We start from the raw sequence: 20,813 nt of genomic DNA, 5'->3' as shown, positions 1-20,813 counted from the left end.
TGCTTAAGGGTGGACTTTCAGTCGCCATAGCGGCTGACCGCTATCACGGTATTTTCGCTCAAAAGGGGTGATCGGGTCGGTCGCTTCATATGGTTCGATCACTGATTTGACATCAGCCAGTTCCAAAGCGCGGGCAAATTCACGCAAATAAACATCCCAGTTGGAGCGTAACTCCATAATCCCGCCAACAGCAACAATCGCAGGGAAGACCGGTGCCCCGTGCCATCTGCGTTTTAGGTGCGCAGCCTTGGGCCAGGGGTTTGGGTATAAGATATAGTGTCTGTCCGGCCGCAAGCCATGAGAGGCAGCCAAGCGATAAAAGTCATTCAGGTCAGTTCGCAGCAGCAACATATTGCCTGGCTCAGGGTCTTGCCTTTCCGTTTGCAAACGCTTGATAGATTTATCCACCCCCAAAACAAGATGATCAGGGAATTGCCGCGCCAACGCACGTGTACTATCCCCAACACCGCAGCAGGCATCCAATATCCACGGCCTTTCGGGAGCCGTTTGTAGGAAACCAATAGCTTGGTCAAACGCCTTCAGGGAGTGATCAGCGATGGGTCGCAGGTTCTCAGAGGTCAAATGCCGCAAGACAGTCTTGTCCAGACTTTCATGAATATCTGCTTGGTTTGAAAGTACGGGTCGGGAAGGTGTTTGCATATAAGAAGGTGTTTGCATATAAAAGGTCGTCCAGGCTGATACGGTACCGTCTTTATAGCGTTAAATATACCTGAATTAAAAATGGATTTCGTAAGTGTATCCTGGCGCGTCACACTTTAGCTTTATGCCATCCTACTACGGCAACCAGTCTAGATGGTTTAACTACTAAATTTGCGGAGGAACTTACAGAAACTCTGACCGAGACTGGAACAGCGCCGCCGCAGCCATCGTACCGAGCATATTCAGATACCGCACATCTTCTTCTCTCCAGTCGCGGGTTGTTCTGCGATTTTCACAGCAAATAACCCCTATCGGCTCACTATTATGCACCAATATATAATCCAGGAGAGATTTGATTTTATTCGGCCTAAAGTATGTATCCAACAATTCAACTGTGTAGGAACGCTTCTCTACGTCCGGTGCTATCAAGCGTGTTTCCGATAGCAAATGCTGAAAATAAACAGGGTGCGCCGCGCGGCCCAACGTACCGCCAGACGTCACCGTGTCCGCCAAAACATCATATCGACAGGCACAGGTAATACGGTCGTATGTTTCGGAAAAAAACCAGACACTGACCAAGTCTACCTGCAGATTTGTGGCTGCATCCTTGCAAATAGACTGCAAAAGCATCGGACCTGGTACAGTGTTAGCTGCAAGCGTTTCAATATACTGCCTAGTCTGCTGCATACATCCCCCCTGAAAAGTAGCACCTATACTGTCCCATTACTGTAAATATAAAGTCAAGAATAAACATTTATACACATTATACTTGATTGATTTTGTAAAAATTCACAGTTCAGTTTATATGAAAGTTATCTGTACTTGGAATAGCGCACCTGCCCCCATAAATGCAGACTATCGAAACGTTAATATCCATAATAATAACTGGCTTTGGTTTGTTGATCCCGGTAAATATCTGGCAATTCATTACTGAATATTTTTCTTTGAAAAGAGGCTATCATGATTAATTTGCAGGCACCTTACTTACTGTTTCTGGGCGACGCCAAAGATCAACTCGCGGCCAAAACTGCGCAAGGGATTAAAGACTGGCGACCAGAAAAATGTGTAGGTCAACTGCGTCTTTGGGACTGTAAGGCTACCCTTGGCCTGCAAGACATGACACTTCAGGAAGCATGGGACAAGGGCGCGCGCACACTTGTCATCGGTGTTGCAACTCGTGGCGGCAAGATTTCCGCAGAGTGGCACGACTGTATCATGGAAGCACTGGACATCGGATATCACGTAGCATCCGGCCTGCACGCCCGCTTAACACAGATTGCAGATGTCAGTAAAAAAGCAGCCGATAAGGGCCTTGATCTGTTTGATGTCAGGCATGCTGATGGCACTTTTGAATGCGGCAGTGGTGAAAAACGGTCAGGCAAGCGTGTACTTGCGGTGGGAACAGATTGCTCCGTTGGTAAAATGTACGCAACACTCGCGATGGAATGCGCCATGCTGGCAAGAGGCATGAAAGCCACCTTTCGGGCTACCGGTCAGACCGGCATCTTTATCGCGGGAAGCGGTGTTTCTGTTGATGCCGTCGTGTCTGATTTCATTTCCGGCGCAGTGGAACAGATTGCCCCGGCGAACGATCCGGATCACTGGGACCTGATCGAAGGACAAGGATCCCTGTTCCACCCTTCATTCGCGGGCGTTTCCATGGGGCTACTGCACGGTGCCCAAGCTGATGCTTTGATCATGTGTCATGAGCCGACCCGCAAAACCATGCGCGGTGTCGACTATCCTCTGCCTTCTATCGAAGACTGTATGGATCTGAATCTGCGCTGCGCACGTTTGACCAACCCGAATGCCAAGTTCATTGGGCTTGCTGTCAATACCTCTGCGCTCAGTGAAGCAGAAGCAACAACCTATCTACAGGAATTAAGCGACCAGTTTGGCTTGCCTGCAGTTGACCCAGTCCGCACGGGAGTTGACGCACTCGTGGATGCCCTTGCATCATGCTAATCGCCGCACACGAAAGCTGGCCCATTGCTGGCACCTTTACGATCTCACGCGGGTCAAAAACGGCCGCAGATGTTGTCGTCGCCACCTTTACCAAAGACGGCATATCGGGACGCGGAGAATGCGTTCCCTATGCCCGGTACGGTGAAAGCATAGACAGCGTAATTGCTGAAATTGATGCTGCTGCGATAAAGATAAGCGCAGATCCATGCCTGGTTGGCGAAGCCTTGAAGGCAGGCGCCGCACGCAACGCCGTTGACTGTGCCGTCTGGGACTGGAAAGCGAAACAAGCAGGAAAACGTGTCTGGAATATGGTCGGCATTAGCGCCCCTGACAATATCATTACTGCCTACACCCTGTCCGTTGACACACCAGCCAACATGCATGCCAAAGCGCTTGAATGCCAGCATATGCCGCTTTTAAAACTCAAATTAGCCGGAGACGGCGATCTTGAGCGGGTTGAGGCAGTTCGAAAAGGCGCACCAAACGCCCGGATCATTGTTGATGCAAACGAAGGCTGGAATGCTGACCACTATAGATCATTTGTCCCGGCACTGGAAAAACTGCGTATTGAGGCAATAGAACAGCCAATGCCCGCAGGTAATGACGAGGCCCTGAAGACATTAGCGCGCCCCATCCCGATCATCGCAGATGAAAGCTGTCATGACACGGCAAGTCTGTCTGACATAGTCGGCAAGTATGACATGATTAATATCAAGCTGGACAAAACCGGCGGACTGACTGAAGCGTTAGCACTCAAAGAAGCGGCCAGAGAAGCGGGGCTTGATATCATGGTCGGCTGTATGGTCGGCACTTCCCTTGCCATGGCCCCTGCCCTGTTACTAGCGGGCGATGCCAGCATTGTTGATCTGGATGGCCCTCTGCTGCTTCAGAAAGATCGCCCGGATGGTCTAAGCTTTACCGACAATAGAATTGCGACATTCCCACCCGCACTGTGGGGATAGTTCTCAAACAGATCACCGACCCACAATGAAAAAGGGACGGGCATATCACCCGTCCCTTTTTCATATCACCTTACAGATGAAGCCCCTGTTGCCTGTTCAAAACCCTAGTCCAGAAAACTTGGGTCCAGACGTTCCATCCGGCGCATCATTGCAGACCACATCATTTGAATGCCTTGCTCACCGGTTGGTTTCATCATATCGCGGATAGTATTCTCCATCGCCCAGTCTGCCATCTCATGACGTTCACCACCTGCACTCATTGTCAGGATTTGCGTCTTGCAGGCAAATTCCAGAAAATACATATATTGGAAAGCCTCACCAACCGAGCTACCCACAGTAAGTGTACCGTGATTCCGCAGTATCAGAACTTCCTTATCACCCATGTTGGCAACAAGTCGTTCCTTTTCATCCGGCCGCACGGCCAGCCCTTCATAATCATGATATGCAATCTTGGCCCACGGGAAAATAGCACTTTGGCACGTTGGGCTAAGCCCCTCTTTTAAATTAGAGACAGCAATCCCGTATGGTGTATGGAGATGCATCACGCAGCCCGCATTCTCGTTTGCCGTATGAATGGCGCTGTGAATAGTAAAACCTGCCGCATTTACCGGAAATGGACTGTCCATCAACTTATTGCCATCTGTATCGATTTTCACGAGACTCGATGCAGTGATTTCATCAAACATCAAGCCAAGGGGATTAATCAGAAATGCATGGGATCCATCTTCCGTGGGAACACGCGCGGTCAAATGCGTATAAATCAAATCATCCCAGCCAAACGCTGCTACTGCACGGTAACATCCTGCAAGATCCTGCCTGATTTTCCATTCTTCCGCGCTGACTTTGTCTTTAACACTTTCAATTTCCAAGCGGCCACCATTTGCCATTTGATCCTCCCACTACACTGGACAACATTCAATAAAAGACCTTAAACACCGACTGGCCAGCCTGACAAGCCCAAACATACCGAAGGTTCAAATATGCGCGTCATTCGGGCCGTTTTGCAATTTTGTCCCGTATGCGGTACAGCGCCAATACTGAGAAACCGCCTACAAAATGCCACATGCTCCACATTGCTGTCACAACCGCTGCGCCCGCAGCATGTTCGAAATGGCTTAGAATAATCAACAACCCCAAGCCAGCATTCTGCAGGCCGACTTCAAAAGTCAGCGCGCGTCTGTCTTTGCCCGAGGCAACAAAGACCCACCCCACACCCCATCCAAGGAGAAAGGCCAGGGCGTTATGTCCCGCGACTACAGGTAACAATAAGGGGCCAAAGTCTGTAAACAGCTCGACATTATCAAATAACGCAATCAGGATTACCATCAGTAATAAAATAACCGAACCGGGCACTGCATGCTTTTGTATCTTTCTGGCGAGGTCTGGCCGTTTATGACGTATCCACATCCCAAGCAGGAGCGGCACCCCCAACAATCCAACGATCCGCAGGATAAAGGTAACTTTATCCAGCGCGATAGCATCAACCAGCGATTCGACAGGGGCATGAAAAGAAGACCAGAATAAAATAGAAAACGGAACCCACACAACCCCGGCCAAACTGGATATGGTCGTTAACGTCACCGAGTAAGCGGCATCGCCGCGCGCCAGAACTGTGTAAAAGTTTGAAACATTACCCCCCGGACAACTGGCAACAATGATCATACCAAGGGCAACAGACGCAGGCAGAGGAATGACCTTGATCAATAGTAGCGTCATCAGAGGCAAGCCAACCATCTGTGCGGCCGCACCGATAAAAACAGCCATAGGCCGCTTTGACACCAGACGAAAGTCCCCAATCCCCAGCCCAAGTGCCACACTGAACATCACGATTATCAGAATAAGTGCCAGCCCCAGCTGCGTTACCGGCTCAATCGCGACAATCGCACTGTCAATTGCTTCCAGACCATTTGGCATATTGTCCCCACTACTCTTGAACTAACCCTACAATGCCCACCATAAAGTGTTTAAAAACCACCGTCCAGACTTATGAATGCATGCTATTAATACAACTATTCAGACACAATGAAATAAAAATGAAATAAAACTATTAATTTTCATACTGTATACTTTAATTTTATCAATATTTATTAATATACCATAATTAATGCTAGACAAAGCTGACCGATTACTACATGGTGACCGCATCCGGGATACTACCCGGATGCGGTGCTTTAGTCCTGGATTTTGGAACTAATTCCGCCTTGCTCGAGACTGCCCCTGGTTCGCCAGGGGCCTTTTCATGTCCAAACCAATCCACGCCACAACATCTTTTACGACTCAAGGTTTAGGCAATATAAACGCCTTCAATATGCCCGAGATGAACTAGCTAAACTCTTTGTGAGAGAAGAGGGAGAGATTGATATTTCTCTAGCCCCTTGGCATGGTTCCTGTATAAATAAAAAGAACCCGCAAGAAGGAACCGCAATGAAACTGATCGTCGCCATAGGTGGTGCAAGTGGCTGTATTTACGGCATACGTCTATTGGAGGCACTTAAAGCTGTGCCCGGCGTAGAAACACACCTTGTCCTGTCTAAAACTGCACGCATGAATATCGGCATTGAAACGGATCACACGATCAAAAGCGTCGAAGAACTGGCGACCACGACATATAAAAACAGTGATATTGGTGCAGCCATCGCCAGTGGCTCCTTTAAAACAGACGGCATGATTGTCGCCGCTTGTGCCATGAAAAACCTTTCCGCCATTGCAAATTCCTATGCAGATGATCTCATCGCCAGGGCAGCAGATGTGTGCCTGAAAGAACGCCGTAAACTGATACTGATGCCGCGGGAAACGCCCCTGCATTCCGGGCACCTTGAATTAATGGCGCGGGCCAGTTCCATTGGCGCCATTATTGCCCCCCCAATGCCCGGCATGTACACCCGTCCGCAATCAGTCGACGACATAATCAATCATAGTGTTGGTCGCATTCTGGACTTGCTGGATATCGACACGGACCTGGTTCAACGCTGGCAAGGCACGCAAGCATCATCATCATGATTTCTTACACAGATGCATTAAATATTATAATGGCGGAGGCATCCCCTCTCCCCCACACAGAAATCGCCCTGACCGATGCGATCAGCATGGTGCTAGCTGAAGATATTATCTCCTCTGTGCAGGTACCGCCTTTCGCCAATTCTGCAATGGACGGCTATGCGCTTTTGGCCGCGGATACAGCACGCGACAGTGCACCCAGCCCTATCAAGCTACCAATAAGCCAGTCGATCCCTGCGGGTACTGACCTCCTGCCCAAACAGCTTGCGCCGGGAACAGCCGCGGAAATAATGACAGGCGCGCCCGTACCACCCGGTGCTGACAGTGTTATCCCGGTAGAAATGACCAAGAGGGATAACGACACGCTTATCCTTGATGCCCCATATGAGAGCGAGCGTAATGTTCGTGCCGCCGGGGAGGACATGAAGCCCGGACAGATCGTTGCCAGAAAAGGGCAGTGTATCTCTGCCGCCCTAGTGCCGACCCTATGTGCCCTTGGGAAAGGAAGATTTCCTGTTATCCCTCGCCCCAAAGCAGTATGGCTTTCAACCGGACGGGAGCTGGTTGATGACCTATCAGCCCCACTGAGTCCAAGCCAGATCTATAACAGTTCCGGTCCATACGGCGAAAGCATCCTGCCCGCACTTGGCGCAGATATGATGTGGCGTCGCACTGTTGGGGATGATGGTGACAGCTTTCGTGAAGCGATGCGGGATGCACTGCGCGGTGATGCCGATGTGATCATATCCACCGGCGCCGTTAGCGTTGGCAAGTTTGACTTTGTCCGCGCTGAGCTTGAAGCAATGGGGGCGACCATTCTTCTACACCGCGCCAAGGTCAAACCGGGCAAACCAATCCTGTTTGCAAAACTCCCGGACGGCAGACACTTTTTTGGCCTGCCCGGCAATCCGGTATCAACAGCCATGGGACTTAGAGTATTTGTGGCCCCGTTCCTGCGCGCCCTTTCGGGACAGCAGCCTGAACCCATGATCAAAGCAACTCTGAAGACTACTGTTAAGACAACACCCCGTCTGACCAGCTTTCTGAAAGGCAACATCGGAATATCAGAGGATGGTCGCCTGGTTGCCACCGTTCTATCCGGCCAGGAAAGTTTCCGCGTCGCTCCGATGGTCGATATGAATACATGGATTGTCTATCCGGAAGGCACAGAGAACATAGAAAAAGGCAGCCTGGTTGACTGCATCCCTTTTACCCCGCTGGAGATATAACCAATGGCAGGCAAAATCAGAGAAGATCGCGATTTCATCCCCGTCCGCATTGCGGTTTTAACGGTGTCGGACACGCGCACCTTTGAGACAGATAAAAGCGGGCAGACGCTCGCAGATTTTATCACAAATGCAGGGCACATACTGGCCAACCGCCAAATCATTCCTGACGACAGAAATGAAATTGCAGCCCAGTTACGCACATGGATCAAGCAGGAAAACGTCGATGTCATCTTAACCACGGGCGGCACCGGCATTACCGGGCGTGACGTGACGCCAGAAGCCGTTCGTGACGTTATCGAATTGGAGATACCGGGCTTTGGTGAACTTTTCAGAATGCTGAGTTATGCCAAAATTGGGTCTTCGACCATTCAGTCCCGCGCCCTGGCTGGCAGAACGGGCAATACACTGATCTTTGCCCTGCCCGGCTCAACCGGCGCCTGCAAAGACGCATGGAACGATATTTTGCAGTATCAACTGGATAGCCGCTTTGGCCCATGTAATTTCGTGGAACTTATGCCCCGCTTTACTGAAACCTAGCAGAACCAATATTCGGCATATATAGGCGCAAGGTGGTTATGACTTCCGACACAGCACATTCAAAACAGGACCGGGCCTTTACACTTATCAGAAATCCGGTTGCCGGATGGTCAAAAGACAAGTTCACCTTGCAGGTTGCTGACCATCTCAGATCATCGGGTGCCAACGTACATACCGAATTAACCGAACGGCCCGGCCACGCAACCGATATTGCCCGTGAAATTGCTACCCAAAACCCTGACCGCATCATTATTGCGGCCGGTGGCGACGGCACTATTCGCGAAGTCGCAGAAGGGGTTTTTGAGACAATCTCCACCATGGGGATCATCCCCGCTGGTAATGCGAATGTGCTGGCTAGGGAGATCGGATACGGCACTGGCGGCCTTTCAAATCCGCAGTCCGTGGCCCGGCATCTATTATCTATGACGCCGTTGCAACTATTTCCCTTTCAGGTCACCCTACAAAACCAAACAAGGCTGGCTATGTGCTGGGCCGGCATCGGGTTTGACGCAGAAATTCTGGCACGGGTAAACCCTGCCCATAAGAAACGCTTTGGCCGTGCGGCGTTTGTACCCGCCACGGCATCGGCCCTTTTACAGGAAAAGCACCATCCCGTCATTCCCACCACATTACAGCTGCCACAGGCATATTGGCTATTGGCCGCCAACATAAGGTCCTATGCCGGGCCTTTTAAGATAAGTACGACATCCGCATGTGCTGCCCCCGGCCTTCATGTCCACAGCTTTGAAGGATATGGAAGCCTTGCGCGTCTATGGGATATGGTTTCGATCAGTTTCCACAAGACGGGGAATAAAACGACCTGTTTTGTAGAAAAGGAAAGTTTCACAGCAGGCGACGAAACCACGCCCATACAAATTGACGGCGATTTTGTCGGATATGGCCCGGTCACGGTTACGCCGCTGCAAACAAGTATAAATATTCTAGGGACAATGCCCTGATTGACTGCTACCGAATTACCGCTTGGCTACTTTTCAAATAATTGACGCGCTTTCTGAAGGTCTTCTGGTGTGTTGCAACTGGCAAAGCGTGCAGCGTCCCCCTCTGGCACAGAGAGGCTGACCTCTGACAGGTTATTGACCACCCTTGAAACTCTGTCAGTAACGGGTAAATCTTTCTGCCGCAATAAGACAGCTGGCATAACATGCCCCTGATACCGACACCCCTTCCCTGTCTCCAGCAAGGGCCGCAGTAAATCAGCAGTCAGAAAAGGCATATCAACGGGTATCACAAGAGCCCGTGTACCTACGGGCCGCTGCGCCAAAAAGTCCAATAATGCCACACCTGGTCCGCAATCAGAAACCCGGTCAGCGATACCATTTGGGTGATCAGGCCGGCCTAGCACAACAACAGGCTGTACCCCTGCGGACTGCAACAAAGAAATGGCGCGATCCAGGAAAGTTTGCCCCTGCCACAGCAGACTGGCCTTGTCTGTGCGCATACGCATAGACCGCCCACCTGCTAACACAACCCCTATTACTGATTCCATGATAGAATATTCCTTGGCGTACCCCACAGTCAGCACTATAGTTAACTACCAAGAGGGAAGCAAAAACAAACACGCAGGCATGATAGCCACTAGCGTGTGGGACAAGGGACATACAGTGGTAGATATTTCTGAAATACGTACCCTGGTCAATACTTACGAAGACCGCCAAACAGCACTACTACCTGTGCTGCATTATATTCAGGACAAAGAAGGATGCATTCCAACTGGTATGACCATCCTTCTGGCTGATCTATTCAACATTACACAGGCCGAATTAAAAGGTGTGCTAAGTTTTTACCATGACTTTAAAGACCAGCCACCTACCGGCAGGGTGTTTCGTATGTGCCGCGCCGAAGCCTGCCAGGCACGCGGCTCCGAGGCACTGGCCGCACAGGCACAAGAAATAGCAAAGGGAACCGACACCGCGGTAGAAGCTGTATACTGTCTGGGGCTGTGCGCGTCTGGCCCCGCTGCAGACATTGACGGTAAACCGGTTGCACGGCTAACAGCGGAGAAGATTGCACAGCTTATCCTGCAGGAGCCAGCGTCATGACAACACGTCTGTATATTCCGCTGGACACATCTGCCGTTGCATGCGGCGCAGATGATGTAGCTGCAAATCTGAACCAAGCCGGGCTGGACATTGAAATTATCCGCACTGGCAGTCGCGGCATGGCATGGCTGGAACCGCTGATTGAAGTCGAGACAGACCACGGCCGCATCGGCTATGGCCCGGTAGACATTGCAGATATCGAGAGCCTGATCACCGCTGACTTTCTGAAAGGCGGTGACCATCCGCTCTCAATCGGTGTGGTGGATCATTTCCCCTGGCTGAAACAGCAAAGCCGGTCCATGTTTGCCCAGTGCGGCACAACCGATCCATTATCGCTTGCAGATTATCAGGCACATGGCGGGTTCAAGGCGCTTCATATCGCGCAAAGTATGGATGCATCTGATATTGTAGAACAGGTTCGTTTGTCTGGTCTGCGGGGGCGCGGCGGTGCTGCATTCCCGGCTGGCATCAAATGGAATACAGTAGCAACCACCCACAGCACCAGAAAATTTATTGTCTGTAACGCTGATGAAGGCGATAGCGGAACTTTTGCAGACAGAATGATATTGGAAGGGTGTCCCTTCACCCTGATCGAAGGGATGATGATTGCAGGGCTCGCGACCGGTGCACGGGAAGGCTATATTTACCTCCGTTCGGAATACCCTATCGCCCGCGACATTCTAACCTGTGCCATTGAGATTGCCGAGAAAGCGGGTATTCTTGACGACCGCTTTAAGCTGCGTGTTTTCATGGGGGCGGGTGCGTTTATCTGCGGCGAAGAAACATCCCTTCTTGAAAGCCTCGAAGGCAAGCGCGGCCAGGTTCGGGCCAAGCCACCAATCCCTGCGATTGAAGGCCTGTACGGCCATCCAACACTTGTCCATAATGTCCTGACACTTTGCGCAGTACCCGAGATTATTACCGAGGGCGGCGAAACATATGCCCAAAAAGGCGAAGGAAAATCAACCGGAACCATGCCATTTCAGCTGTCAGGCAACATTAAACATGGCGGGCTTATAGAAGTACCATTTGGTAGCACCTTGCGGACCTTAATCGAAGGATATGGCGGCGGCACCCTGTCCGGCCGTCCGGTCAAGGCAGTTCAGATCGGCGGCCCCCTTGGGGCCTATCTTGATGAAAGATACTTTGATCTGCCACTAACCTACGAAGCAATGGCGGAGATCGGCGCAGGCATTGGCCACGGCGGCATTGTCGTATTTGACGACACAGCAGACATGGTATCCTTGGCAAAATATGCCTTTGAATTCTGCGCGATCGAATCCTGCGGCAAATGCACTCCGTGCCGAATTGGCTCGGTTCGCGGTAAAGAATTAATGGAACAGGTTCAAAATGGAGAAAAAATTGAATCTGTGATAGAATTGGTGACTGATCTCCTTGAGGTCATGGAAGATGGTTCCTTGTGTGCCATGGGTGGTATGACACCCATTCCCGTCAAAAGTGCCTTGCAGCACTTCCCGGATGATTTCAGAAAGCCCGGCCAGACTGCCAACCCATCTTCCAAACAGGAATTCCCAGAAGGGAGCATGACATGACACTGGAAAAATCCATAGATTTTGGAACGCCCGCAGTCGGGTCACCTGACACGGTCACGCTAACTATTGATGGGCACACCATTACGGTACCGGAAGGAACCAGTGTCATGCGCGCAGCACGGAAGGCCGGTCTCACAGTACCTAGCCTGTGCGCCACTGACTGTATAAAGTCCTTTGGAAGTTGCCGTCTGTGCCTTGTTGAAATTGATGGGCGGCGCGGCACGCCGTCGTCCTGCACAACCCCTGCTGAAGAAGGCATGACAATCCATACACAGACCGACCGCCTGGCAAAACTGCGGCGTGGCGTTATGGAATTATATATCTCGGACCATCCGCTGGACTGCCTGACCTGCGCTGCCAACGGAGACTGTGAACTGCAGGATATGGCAGGTGTCACAGGTCTACGTGAAGTTCGCTACGGCTATGAAGGCGCCAACCATCTGGCTGATACGCCAGACACCAGCAACCCCTATTTTCAGTATGACCCGTCAAAATGTATTGTTTGTTCCAGATGTGTCCGCGCCTGCGACGAAGTGCAGGGGACCCTTGCCCTGACGATCGAGGGGCGCGGCTTTGAAAGCCGGGTAAAAACAGGAACAGAAGATTTCTTTACGTCTGAGTGCGTGTCCTGCGGGGCCTGTGTTGATGCCTGCCCTACCGCAACACTGATGGAAAAGACCGTCATTGACGAAGGTATGCCAGAACGCACAGTTAAGACAACCTGCGCTTATTGCGGCGTTGGATGTAGTCTGAAAGCCGAAATCAAGGGCGATCAGGTAATCCGTATGGTGCCTGACAAAGACGGCAAGGCCAACCACGGCCATGCCTGTGTGAAAGGGCGGTTTGCGTGGGGCTACGCAACCCATGACGACCGAATTCTGTCCCCCATGGTGCGCGACAGCATTGATGACCCATGGCGCAAAGTTAGCTGGGATGAAGCCTTGGACACCGCGGCAGCACGCCTGCAAGCCACGCAGAAAAAATATGGCCGCACGTCAATCGGCGGCATTACGTCCTCACGCTGCACCAACGAGGAAGTCTGGCTGGTTCAAAAACTGGTGCGCGCAACATTTGGCAACAACAATGTAGATACCTGCGCCCGTGTCTGCCATTCACCAACTGGATACGGATTGGCCCAGACATACGGCACATCGGCAGGCACCCAGGATTTTGACAGTATTGAGGAGTGCGATCTCATTCTCTTGATTGGGTCAAACCCTACCGATGCCCATCCGGTATTTGGCTCCAAAATGAAACAGCGGTTGCGGCAGGGCGCGAAACTGATTGTTATCGACCCGCGGCAAATTGATCTGGTTCGTACCCCGCATGTGGAAGCTGAATATCACCTTCCCCTGAAACCCGGCACAAATGTGCCCGTGATCAACGCAATCGCCCATACAATTGTCGAAGAAGGACTGGCCGACGAAGCCTTTATTAATGAACGCTGTGATCTTGCTGCTTTTCAAGAATGGACCGCCTTTATCAAGCGCAAGGAAAACAGCCCTGAATCAGTAGCGGAAGAATCGGGACTTGATTCGGAAATGATTCGTTCCGCTGCAAGACTGTATGCATCGGCCCCGAATGCGGCCATCTATTATGGTTTGGGTGTTACAGAACATTCACAAGGGTCTACCATGGTCATGGGCATGGCCAATCTGGCAATGCTTACCGGTAATATCGGTCGCCCCGGGGTCGGCGTTAACCCGATGCGCGGTCAGAATAATGTGCAGGGGTCCTGCGACATGGGATCCTTCCCCCATGAATTGCCCGGATATCGCCCTGTAAGCAATGATGAGGTTCGCGCAACCTTTGAACAGGACTGGGGCACCCCTATGGACGGCGTTCCCGGCCAGCGCATTCCCAACATGCTGGATAATGCTGTATTGGGCACCTTCAAAGGCATCTATATTCAAGGCGAGGACATAGCCCAAAGCGATCCAAACACCCACCATGTGGAAGCGGCGCTTAGAAACATGGACTGCGTCATTGTGCAGGACTTGTTCCTGAATGAAACCGCTCGCTTTGCCCATATTTTCCTGCCCGGTACCAGTTTTCTGGAAAAGGACGGCACCTTCATTAATGCCGAGCGACGTATCAACCGGGTTCGTCCGGTCATGAAACCCAAGACTGGCAAAGCCGAATGGCGGGTCACAGCAGAGCTTTCAGACCGTATGGGGTATCCTATGCACTATACGGCCGCCAGTGAAATCATGGATGAAATTGCGCGTCTGACACCTACCTTTGCCGGGGTGTCCTTTGACCGTCTTGACAAAGAAGGCAGCATGCAGTGGCCGGTCAATGACGATGCACCGTTTGGCACACCCGTCATGCATATTGGTGAATTTGTCCGCGGCAAAGGACTGTTCAAACTAACAGAATATGTCCCGACGGAGGAGCGAACCAACCGTAAATTCCCGCTTATTCTGACCACCGGCAGAATCCTTAGCCAGTATAATGTCGGGGCGCAAACCCGCCGGACCGAGAACATTAAATGGATGGAACAGGATCTACTGGAAATTCATCCCTCAGATGCGGAACTGCGCGGTATCCGGTCGGGTGACTGGGTATCAGTTGCCTCCCGCAAGGGCGAAACTGTCTTGCAGGCCGATGTGACAGACCGCGTGAACCCTGGCGTTGTTTATACTACTTTCCACCATCCGGAATCCGGGACAAATGTCATCACCACAGAACTAAGTGACTGGGCGACACAGTGCCCGGAATATAAAGTCACCGCCGTACAGGTAACACCGTCCAATCACCGTTCAGAATGGCAGGAAACCTATCTTCGCACCCGTGATGAAATGCGCCGTATCGAAGTTGAAGCAGGTGAGTAATCAGACCAAAGACGGTAAAATCGCCTGTAAACCACCTGTGACAACACTGGCTGGTGACATCCTGCTGAAAGGGCAGCACATCACCCCCACCAAGTCGGAACAGGCAACATGGCATATCCCAGTGGAAGTTCCCGTTGCCTTTATCATACGGGGCCGAACCGCTGCTATCATGCTGGCCACACCCGATGACCTGACTGACTTTGCGCTCGGGTTTGCCTTGTCGGACGGCATTATTGACCGCCCTGACGAGTTGAAACATATCCGTATCGACACACGCACCAATGGAATTGATATTCACCTGACCTTGAAAGAGGACCGCGAAAAGCGGTTTTTACTGCGCTCAGATAGACGTACCATGGCGGGCACAAGCAGTTGCGGCCTGTGCGGCATTGACGGCGAAGACCGGCTATACAGGCAACTGCCCCGACTATCGCCCCAAAAAACGATAGAACTTTCAGCCATTAATACCGCACTACAGATGTTTCCCGACATGCAACCGCTGCGGCGGCTGAACCGCAGTGTCCACGGTGCCGCTTGGGCGACCCCGACTGGTGACTTGATCGCCGGCAAAGAGGATGTAGGGCGCCATAACGCCGTGGACAAATTAATTGGCCACCTTCTGCACAAAAACTCAACACTGCCACAGGGGTTTCTGGTCCTGTCCAGCCGCTGTTCTTTCGAAATCATTGAAAAATGTGCCCGCGCAGGGATCGGTGCGCTTGTTTGCCTGTCAGCCCCGACCTCGTTTGCTGCACAGCGCGCCGCCAACGCAGGGATCACGCTTTATACCACTACGCCGGACGGCGTAATGCGCTTCTAAAGGCGTTTTTCCTAAACCAATTACTGCCCTGAAGTTGCTGTAATTGGTATTGTCGCCAGCGCCACACCTATGCTAGCGTTTCGCCAATTCTTAAACAAGGGGGCTTCTTTATGAATAGCTTATTAAAATCCGTGGCATTATCGGCACTTGTGGCAGTCAGCCTGCCTGCAACTGCCGCAGACACGGCCACTACTGAAAGTTTGTTACCAGGCCTGAAAATGCGGTCACTCGGACCGGCCTTCATGGGCGGCAGAATTGCCGATATTGCCGTTGACCCAACCCGGTCCAGCACATGGTATGTGGCCGTAGGATCCGGTGGCGTCTGGAAAACCACAAATGCCGGCGTAACCTTCACGCCGGTTTTTGATAAAGAAGCTTCCTATTCGATCGGTTCTGTGACTATTGACCCAAAGAACCCGGATGTTGTCTGGGTTGGTACCGGTGAGAATGTCAGCGGCCGTCATGTCGGCTGGGGTGACGGCGTTTATAAAAGTCTGGACGGCGGTAAAACATGGACCAACATGGGGCTGAAAAACTCCCAGCATATTGGTAAAATCATGATTGATCCGCGGGACAGCAACACTGTCTATGTTGCGGCTGAAGGCCCCTTATGGACCGCGGGTGGTGATCGGGGTCTATACAAAACCACAGATGGCGGCAAGACCTGGTCCAAGTCACTCGATATCAACGAAGACACCGGCATCACGGATATAGAATTTGAGCCAGGCAATCCCGACACCATTTATGCTGCAGCCTATGAACGCCGCCGCAAGGTTTGGGCGCTGATGGCCGGTGGTGATGATAGCGGCATCTACAAATCAACCGATGCAGGCAAAACATGGCGCCGCATTGAAACCGGCCTGCCCAAAAATGGCAATGTTGGCAAAATTGGTCTGGCTGTAACGCCCGCTGATCCGAATGTTGTCTATGCCGGGATTGAAGCCTCTTCTGAAGAGCGCGGTTTTTACCGGTCTTCGGACAAAGGGGAAAGCTTTACCAAACAAAGCGATTATGTAGCCGGCGGCACAGGCCCCCACTATTATCAGGAAGTCTACGCTTCGCCGCACGATCCGAATCTGGTTTATCATATGGATGTATTCCTGCATGTGACCCGCGATGGCGGTAAGACCTTTGAAACACTGGAAGATGGCCATACCAAGCATAGCGACAACCATGCTTTGTGGATTGATCCAACGGACGGTAATCATATGCTGGTTGGCTCGGACGCTGGGCTGTATGAAAGCTATGACGAAGGAAAAGAGTGGCGACACTTCACCAACATGCCGATTTCCCAGTTTTATAAAGTTGCAACAGACACAAGTGTTCCTTTCTTTAACATTCTGGGCGGTGCACAGGATTTGGGCACGCTTTATGGGCCGTCCCGCACAACAACCACGGACGGTGTCCGCAATGATGATTGGGACGTGCCGCTGGGTGCCGATGGGTACGGTGTAGACTTTGATCCCGATGATCCCAACATCATGTACTTTATGTTCCAGGAAGGTACCCTGTTCCGCCATGATCGGCGCAGCCGGGAAAATATCAGCATCTGGCCAATGCCTGCCGAAGGAGATGCGCCAGAGCGCTGGAACTGGGATAGCCCCTTCATGATCAGTCCCCATGCGCCTAACCGCATATATTATGCCTCACAGCGTTTGTGGATGTCGGATGACCGCGGTGACAGCTGGACCCCCATCAGCGGTGATCTGACCAAAAACCTTAACCGGTATGAAATGAAAATTGATGGCCGTGTTCACAGTGTGAATGACCTGTATGACACAGCTGCCATGTCAAAATACTCCACTTTGACGGCAATTACGGAATCGCCGCTTGCAGCAGGTGTTCTGTACACCGGGTCAGATGACGGCACAATCAGTGTCAGCGAAAATGGCGGCGATAGCTGGAAAACGGCAGCAAATCTGCCAAAGGTTCCTGCCCTGTATTTCATCAATGACATCAAAGCATCCCTGCATGATGAAAATGCGGTTTTTGCCGTGGCAGACGCCCACAAGGAAGGCGATTTCAGCCCTTATGTGTTTGTTAGTCGTAACCGCGGTAAAAGCTGGACCAACATTGCAGGCGATCTGCCAGACGGTACCATCGTGTGGGCCGTGGAACAGGACCATGTCAACCCGGACATTCTGTACCTTGGTACTGAATTCGGTGTCTATGTCACCCTAAACGGTGGCGAAAACTGGCATAAACTTCAGGGCGCACCAACTATTCCGTTCCGCGACGTAGAACTACAGCGCCGTGACGGTGATCTGGTAGGTGCGAGCTTTGGCCGCGGCTTCTATATCCTCGATGACGTTCAGCCTCTGCGTGACATCGCCGCTGACAATAGTGCCATCGAAGACGGCGGTATTCTGCCTGTACGCGATGCCTGGTGGTATGTCCCTAATGAACCCGGCCAGGCCAAGGGTGCACCCACACGCGGATCTGACCATTTCGAAGCCGAAAACCCACCCTTTGGTGCGATCATCACCTACCGGGTGCCCGAACTGCCCAAGGCAGGTAAGGCAGCAAGGCTGGAGCGGGAAAAGACTCTCAAGGCAGACGGCAAAGATATCCCATTCCCGGGTTATGATGCCCTTCTCGCGGAGAGAGATGTAAAAGAAGCCTCCCTCTATATCGAGATTACCGATGCATCGGGCAACCCTGTGAAGCGTCTGCCAGCCGCGAACAAAGCAGGACTGCACCGGACAGCATGGGATCTGCGGTATCCTGCACCTGATCTGGTACGCTTGCAAAAGCCATCCTTCACCCCGCCGTGGGTAGGTGACCCAACAGGCCCGCTGGCTGCTCCGGGTACGTACAGTGCTCAACTGGTGATGGTCTCAAACGGCGACGTCAGCAAAATGGGGCCTGCACAACAGATTGTTGTCAAACCTGTGGACACGCTGGCAACCGGCACGGACAGCAGCGCCGTATCTGCCTTCCAGCAAAAGGTTGGAGCGGACCTGCGGGCTGCGACCAAAGCATCCAAAGCCATCGCAGACGCCAAAACTGAGCTGGTGAAGATGCGGAAAGCCTTACTGGAAACGCCTACCGCTGACGCCGGGCTTGCTCTGAGAATGGATGCCCTAGACAAGGGCCTGAATGCGCTTACAGTTCGTTTGAACGGTAACGTGGCCTATTCCAGCCTGAACCAGTCAGAAAAGCCGTCCATCCTGACACGTCTGGGCACGATTGCCTTTGGCCACTGGACGACCCGTCAGGAACCAACAAAAACCATGACTGACAGCTACGCTATTGCTGCCGCTGACTTCTCTGCACTCAAAGCAGAACTGAAGACACTGACAGAAGAGCAGCAGGCAGTAAAAGCAGCCCTGGACGCAGCGGGCGGTCCCGGCTGGCACTAAGAACGACATACTTTTTCATCAGAACGACAAGGCCCTGCGGGGCCTTTTCTTATGCCAGATCTTATGCCAGCTCTTATGCCAGACATTCAATTTTCATACCGCAGAGTCTAATTTGGCCTTGATGCCCGTGAAGCAAGTCAGTATCGTCATCCTCATTAGCTGATCAGCCTTTGAAATAAAGGGCACAGCTTCATAACATATTCCGGGGCGAGCATGGTGTTTACCGTATCGCCCCACAGTCAGGAGAAAGATTTATGGCAATTCCTACGTGGCTTTCGGACAAACTAACCGTTCCGGCAATTGCATCCCCTATGTTTATTCTATCAACTCCGGAGCTGGTTATTGCCCAGTGTAAAGCCGGCGTGGTTGGGTCTTTCCCTGCCCTGAATGCCCGCCCAGTATCCCTTCTTGATGAATGGCTGGATCAAATTACGAGCGAACTGGCCGACTATGATGCCAAAAATCCTGATAAACCTTCGGCGCCTTTTGCTGTCAACCAGATTGTCCACCGGTCTAATAACCGGCTCGAACAGGACATGGAGCTTTGCGTCAAATATAAAGCACCCCTGATTATTACATCCCTTGGTGCACGTGAAGAAATTAATGAAGCAGCTCATTCATACGGTGGGCTTGTTATGCACGACATCATCAACAACCGCTTTGCGCGCAAGGCTATTGAAAAAGGCGCTGACGGTATAATCGCAGTCGCTGCAGGTGCTGGTGGCCACGCTGGTACACTTTCCCCCTTTGCGCTTATTCAGGAAATTCGCGAATGGTTCGACGGCCCGGTCGCGCTGTCTGGTTCGATCGCATCCGGTGACGCCATTTTGGCCGCACAGGCAATGGGCGCTGACCTTGGTTATATTGGCTCTGCCTTCATCGCGACCAAGGAAGCAAATGCCGACCAAGCCTACAAACAAATGGTTTGTGACAGCAAGGCTGACGATATTGTTTACTCAAACCTGTTTACCGGCATCCACGGCAACTATTTGAAGCCCTCCATCATTAATGCCGGGCTTGATCCTGACAACCTGCCGGAAAGCGACCCTTCAAAGATGAATTTTGGTTCCGGCGGCAACCAGGAAGCAAAAGCATGGAAAGACATCTGGGGCTGTGGTCAGGGCATTGGTGTGATTGACGAGATCATGAGCGCAGGTGATATGGTCGCACGTTTCAAAGCGGAATATGATGCGGCCCGTGCACGTCTGGCGCTGTAAGTTTTATAGAGCCAGTAAAAGCAGGAGCAATGTCTGCTAGCTTGCCCTGTAGAAGCAGTTTGCCCTGCTTGACAGATACTAAAAATTCCTCTCTGATGCACAAAAATCGGAGAGGAATTTTTCATTTATGACTGAAAAACAACTGGATCTGGTGACGTATGTCGCTGCTGTTTTAATCATTGTTGGTTGTTTTGCGCCAATGACAGACCTCACTGTTCTCGGCAAACAAAGCCTCTATGATGTTGCCGAAATACCAGCCTATATCATTATGGCTTCCGCTGCTGCCTCAGTCGGCCTGATATTTCTGGGCATGCGCGCCTTGACGCTCTTCGCGGCGATTGGCGGATGGATTGGCCTTTTAATTCCCCGTTTCAATTCCTGGCGCACAGACCAGAAACAGAATTTTTTCGATAAGGCAGAAGGCATTGCGTCTGACCCAATGGGATACATGGCCGGGGACATTTTCACGCACCTGAATGCACTCGAATGGGGCGGCTACTGTCTTTTTGCAGGACTTATACTGCTTACCGTTCGCAGCATCGCCAAGAAGTCCTGATGATTGCTTAAGTTTCCAAGGCATCAGGGTTTCGTCCCTGATGCCTGTTAAAAGCGCATCT

Annotated in this window: 18 protein-coding genes; 13 read left to right on the top strand and 5 right to left on the bottom strand. The window is 51.8% G+C overall.

Features of this window, described 5'->3' with window-relative positions; translation table 11 throughout:
• Positions 1-3: 3 nt before the first annotated feature.
• Positions 4-678, bottom strand: coding sequence for a tRNA (guanine(46)-N(7))-methyltransferase TrmB (gene trmB / locus IE181_RS07170; protein WP_229819208.1), 675 nt, complete (start codon positions 676-678; stop codon positions 4-6).
• 165 nt (positions 679-843) lie between these two features.
• Positions 844-1,347 (bottom strand): GAF domain-containing protein, encoded by a 504-nt coding sequence (locus IE181_RS07165; RefSeq protein ID WP_191251284.1) that lies wholly within the window; start codon positions 1,345-1,347, stop codon positions 844-846.
• A 276-nt stretch (positions 1,348-1,623) separates the two neighbouring features.
• Here IE181_RS07165 and dgcN point away from each other — a divergent pair, with 276 nt between their 5' ends.
• Both dgcN and dgcA read left to right on the top strand, forming a co-directional pair.
• Complete coding sequence (gene dgcN / locus IE181_RS07160; RefSeq protein WP_191251607.1) at positions 1,624-2,625, top strand: N-acetyltransferase DgcN; 1,002 nt, start codon at positions 1,624-1,626, stop codon at positions 2,623-2,625.
• Positions 2,619-3,587 carry an N-acetyl-D-Glu racemase DgcA gene (gene dgcA / locus IE181_RS07155; protein ID WP_191251282.1) on the top strand — a complete coding sequence of 323 codons (969 nt, stop codon included), beginning with the start codon at positions 2,619-2,621 and terminating at the stop codon, positions 3,585-3,587. The genes dgcN and dgcA overlap by 7 nt, the downstream gene beginning before the upstream one ends.
• A gap of 104 nt (positions 3,588-3,691) precedes the next feature.
• On the opposite strand, the gene IE181_RS07150 is transcribed toward dgcA, so the two are convergent.
• Together IE181_RS07150 and IE181_RS07145 are read right to left on the bottom strand one after the other, a co-directional pair.
• On the bottom strand, positions 3,692-4,474 hold the full coding sequence (locus IE181_RS07150; RefSeq protein ID WP_191251280.1) for a class II aldolase/adducin family protein: 783 nt from the start codon (positions 4,472-4,474) through the stop codon (positions 3,692-3,694).
• 100 nt (positions 4,475-4,574) lie between these two features.
• A complete protein-coding gene (locus tag IE181_RS07145) occupies positions 4,575-5,501 on the bottom strand; it encodes a bile acid:sodium symporter family protein (protein WP_191251278.1) in 927 nt (308 codons plus the stop codon).
• A gap of 477 nt (positions 5,502-5,978) precedes the next feature.
• Between IE181_RS07145 and IE181_RS07140 the strand changes: the two genes are divergently transcribed.
• Genes IE181_RS07140 through IE181_RS07125 form a run of 4 tightly spaced genes read left to right on the top strand, consistent with a single transcriptional unit; the run spans position 5,979 to position 9,309 of the window.
• Positions 5,979-6,587 carry a UbiX family flavin prenyltransferase gene (locus IE181_RS07140; protein ID WP_505744272.1) on the top strand — a complete coding sequence of 203 codons (609 nt, stop codon included), beginning with the start codon at positions 5,979-5,981 and terminating at the stop codon, positions 6,585-6,587.
• The gene (locus IE181_RS07135) at positions 6,584-7,813 is read left to right on the top strand and encodes a molybdopterin molybdotransferase MoeA (RefSeq protein ID WP_191251274.1); all 1,230 of its coding nucleotides are present in this window, start codon (positions 6,584-6,586) and stop codon (positions 7,811-7,813) included. Before IE181_RS07140 ends, IE181_RS07135 begins: the two co-directional genes overlap by 4 nt.
• 3 nt (positions 7,814-7,816) lie before the next feature.
• On the top strand, positions 7,817-8,350 hold the full coding sequence (gene moaB, locus IE181_RS07130; protein ID WP_191251272.1) for a molybdenum cofactor biosynthesis protein B: 534 nt from the start codon (positions 7,817-7,819) through the stop codon (positions 8,348-8,350).
• Positions 8,351-8,388: 38 nt separating this feature from the next.
• Positions 8,389-9,309: a diacylglycerol/lipid kinase family protein gene (locus tag IE181_RS07125; protein WP_191251269.1), complete on the top strand. Its 921-nt coding sequence runs from the start codon at positions 8,389-8,391 to the stop codon at positions 9,307-9,309.
• Positions 9,310-9,335: 26 nt separating this feature from the next.
• Here IE181_RS07125 and mobA read toward each other — a convergent pair whose 3' ends face one another.
• Positions 9,336-9,857, bottom strand: a complete 522-nt coding sequence (gene mobA, locus IE181_RS07120; RefSeq protein ID WP_191251267.1) for a molybdenum cofactor guanylyltransferase — start codon at positions 9,855-9,857, stop codon at positions 9,336-9,338.
• 115 nt (positions 9,858-9,972) lie between these two features.
• Between mobA and IE181_RS07115 the strand changes: the two genes are divergently transcribed.
• The 7 genes from IE181_RS07115 to IE181_RS07085 all read left to right on the top strand — a co-directional run bounded on the left by IE181_RS07115 (position 9,973) and on the right by IE181_RS07085 (position 20,752).
• Positions 9,973-10,410, top strand: coding sequence for an NAD(P)H-dependent oxidoreductase subunit E (locus tag IE181_RS07115; protein ID WP_191251265.1), 438 nt, complete (start codon positions 9,973-9,975; stop codon positions 10,408-10,410).
• Positions 10,407-11,963 (top strand): formate dehydrogenase beta subunit, encoded by a 1,557-nt coding sequence (locus tag IE181_RS07110; RefSeq protein ID WP_191251263.1) that lies wholly within the window; start codon positions 10,407-10,409, stop codon positions 11,961-11,963. The genes IE181_RS07115 and IE181_RS07110 overlap by 4 nt, the downstream gene beginning before the upstream one ends.
• Positions 11,960-14,797, top strand: a complete 2,838-nt coding sequence (gene fdhF / locus IE181_RS07105; RefSeq protein WP_191251261.1) for a formate dehydrogenase subunit alpha — start codon at positions 11,960-11,962, stop codon at positions 14,795-14,797. The genes IE181_RS07110 and fdhF overlap by 4 nt, the downstream gene beginning before the upstream one ends.
• Entirely contained in the window at positions 14,790-15,617 is an 828-nt protein-coding gene (gene fdhD / locus IE181_RS07100) for a formate dehydrogenase accessory sulfurtransferase FdhD (protein WP_191251259.1), read from the top strand. The genes fdhF and fdhD overlap by 8 nt, the downstream gene beginning before the upstream one ends.
• A 110-nt stretch (positions 15,618-15,727) precedes the next feature.
• Positions 15,728-18,979 (top strand): WD40/YVTN/BNR-like repeat-containing protein, encoded by a 3,252-nt coding sequence (locus IE181_RS07095; RefSeq protein WP_191251257.1) that lies wholly within the window; start codon positions 15,728-15,730, stop codon positions 18,977-18,979.
• 254 nt (positions 18,980-19,233) lie between these two features.
• Positions 19,234-20,196: an NAD(P)H-dependent flavin oxidoreductase gene (locus IE181_RS07090; protein ID WP_191251255.1), complete on the top strand. Its 963-nt coding sequence runs from the start codon at positions 19,234-19,236 to the stop codon at positions 20,194-20,196.
• A gap of 127 nt (positions 20,197-20,323) precedes the next feature.
• Positions 20,324-20,752 carry a hypothetical protein gene (locus tag IE181_RS07085; protein WP_191251254.1) on the top strand — a complete coding sequence of 143 codons (429 nt, stop codon included), beginning with the start codon at positions 20,324-20,326 and terminating at the stop codon, positions 20,750-20,752.
• Positions 20,753-20,813 lie beyond the last annotated feature (61 nt).

It is taken from the genome of Kordiimonas sediminis, assembly GCF_014656395.1.
GTDB classification, from domain to species: domain Bacteria; phylum Pseudomonadota; class Alphaproteobacteria; order Sphingomonadales; family Kordiimonadaceae; genus Kordiimonas_A; species Kordiimonas_A sediminis.
The sequence above is the reverse complement of the archived record's forward strand: the minus strand, read 5'-3'. Positions and strand labels throughout refer to the sequence as shown.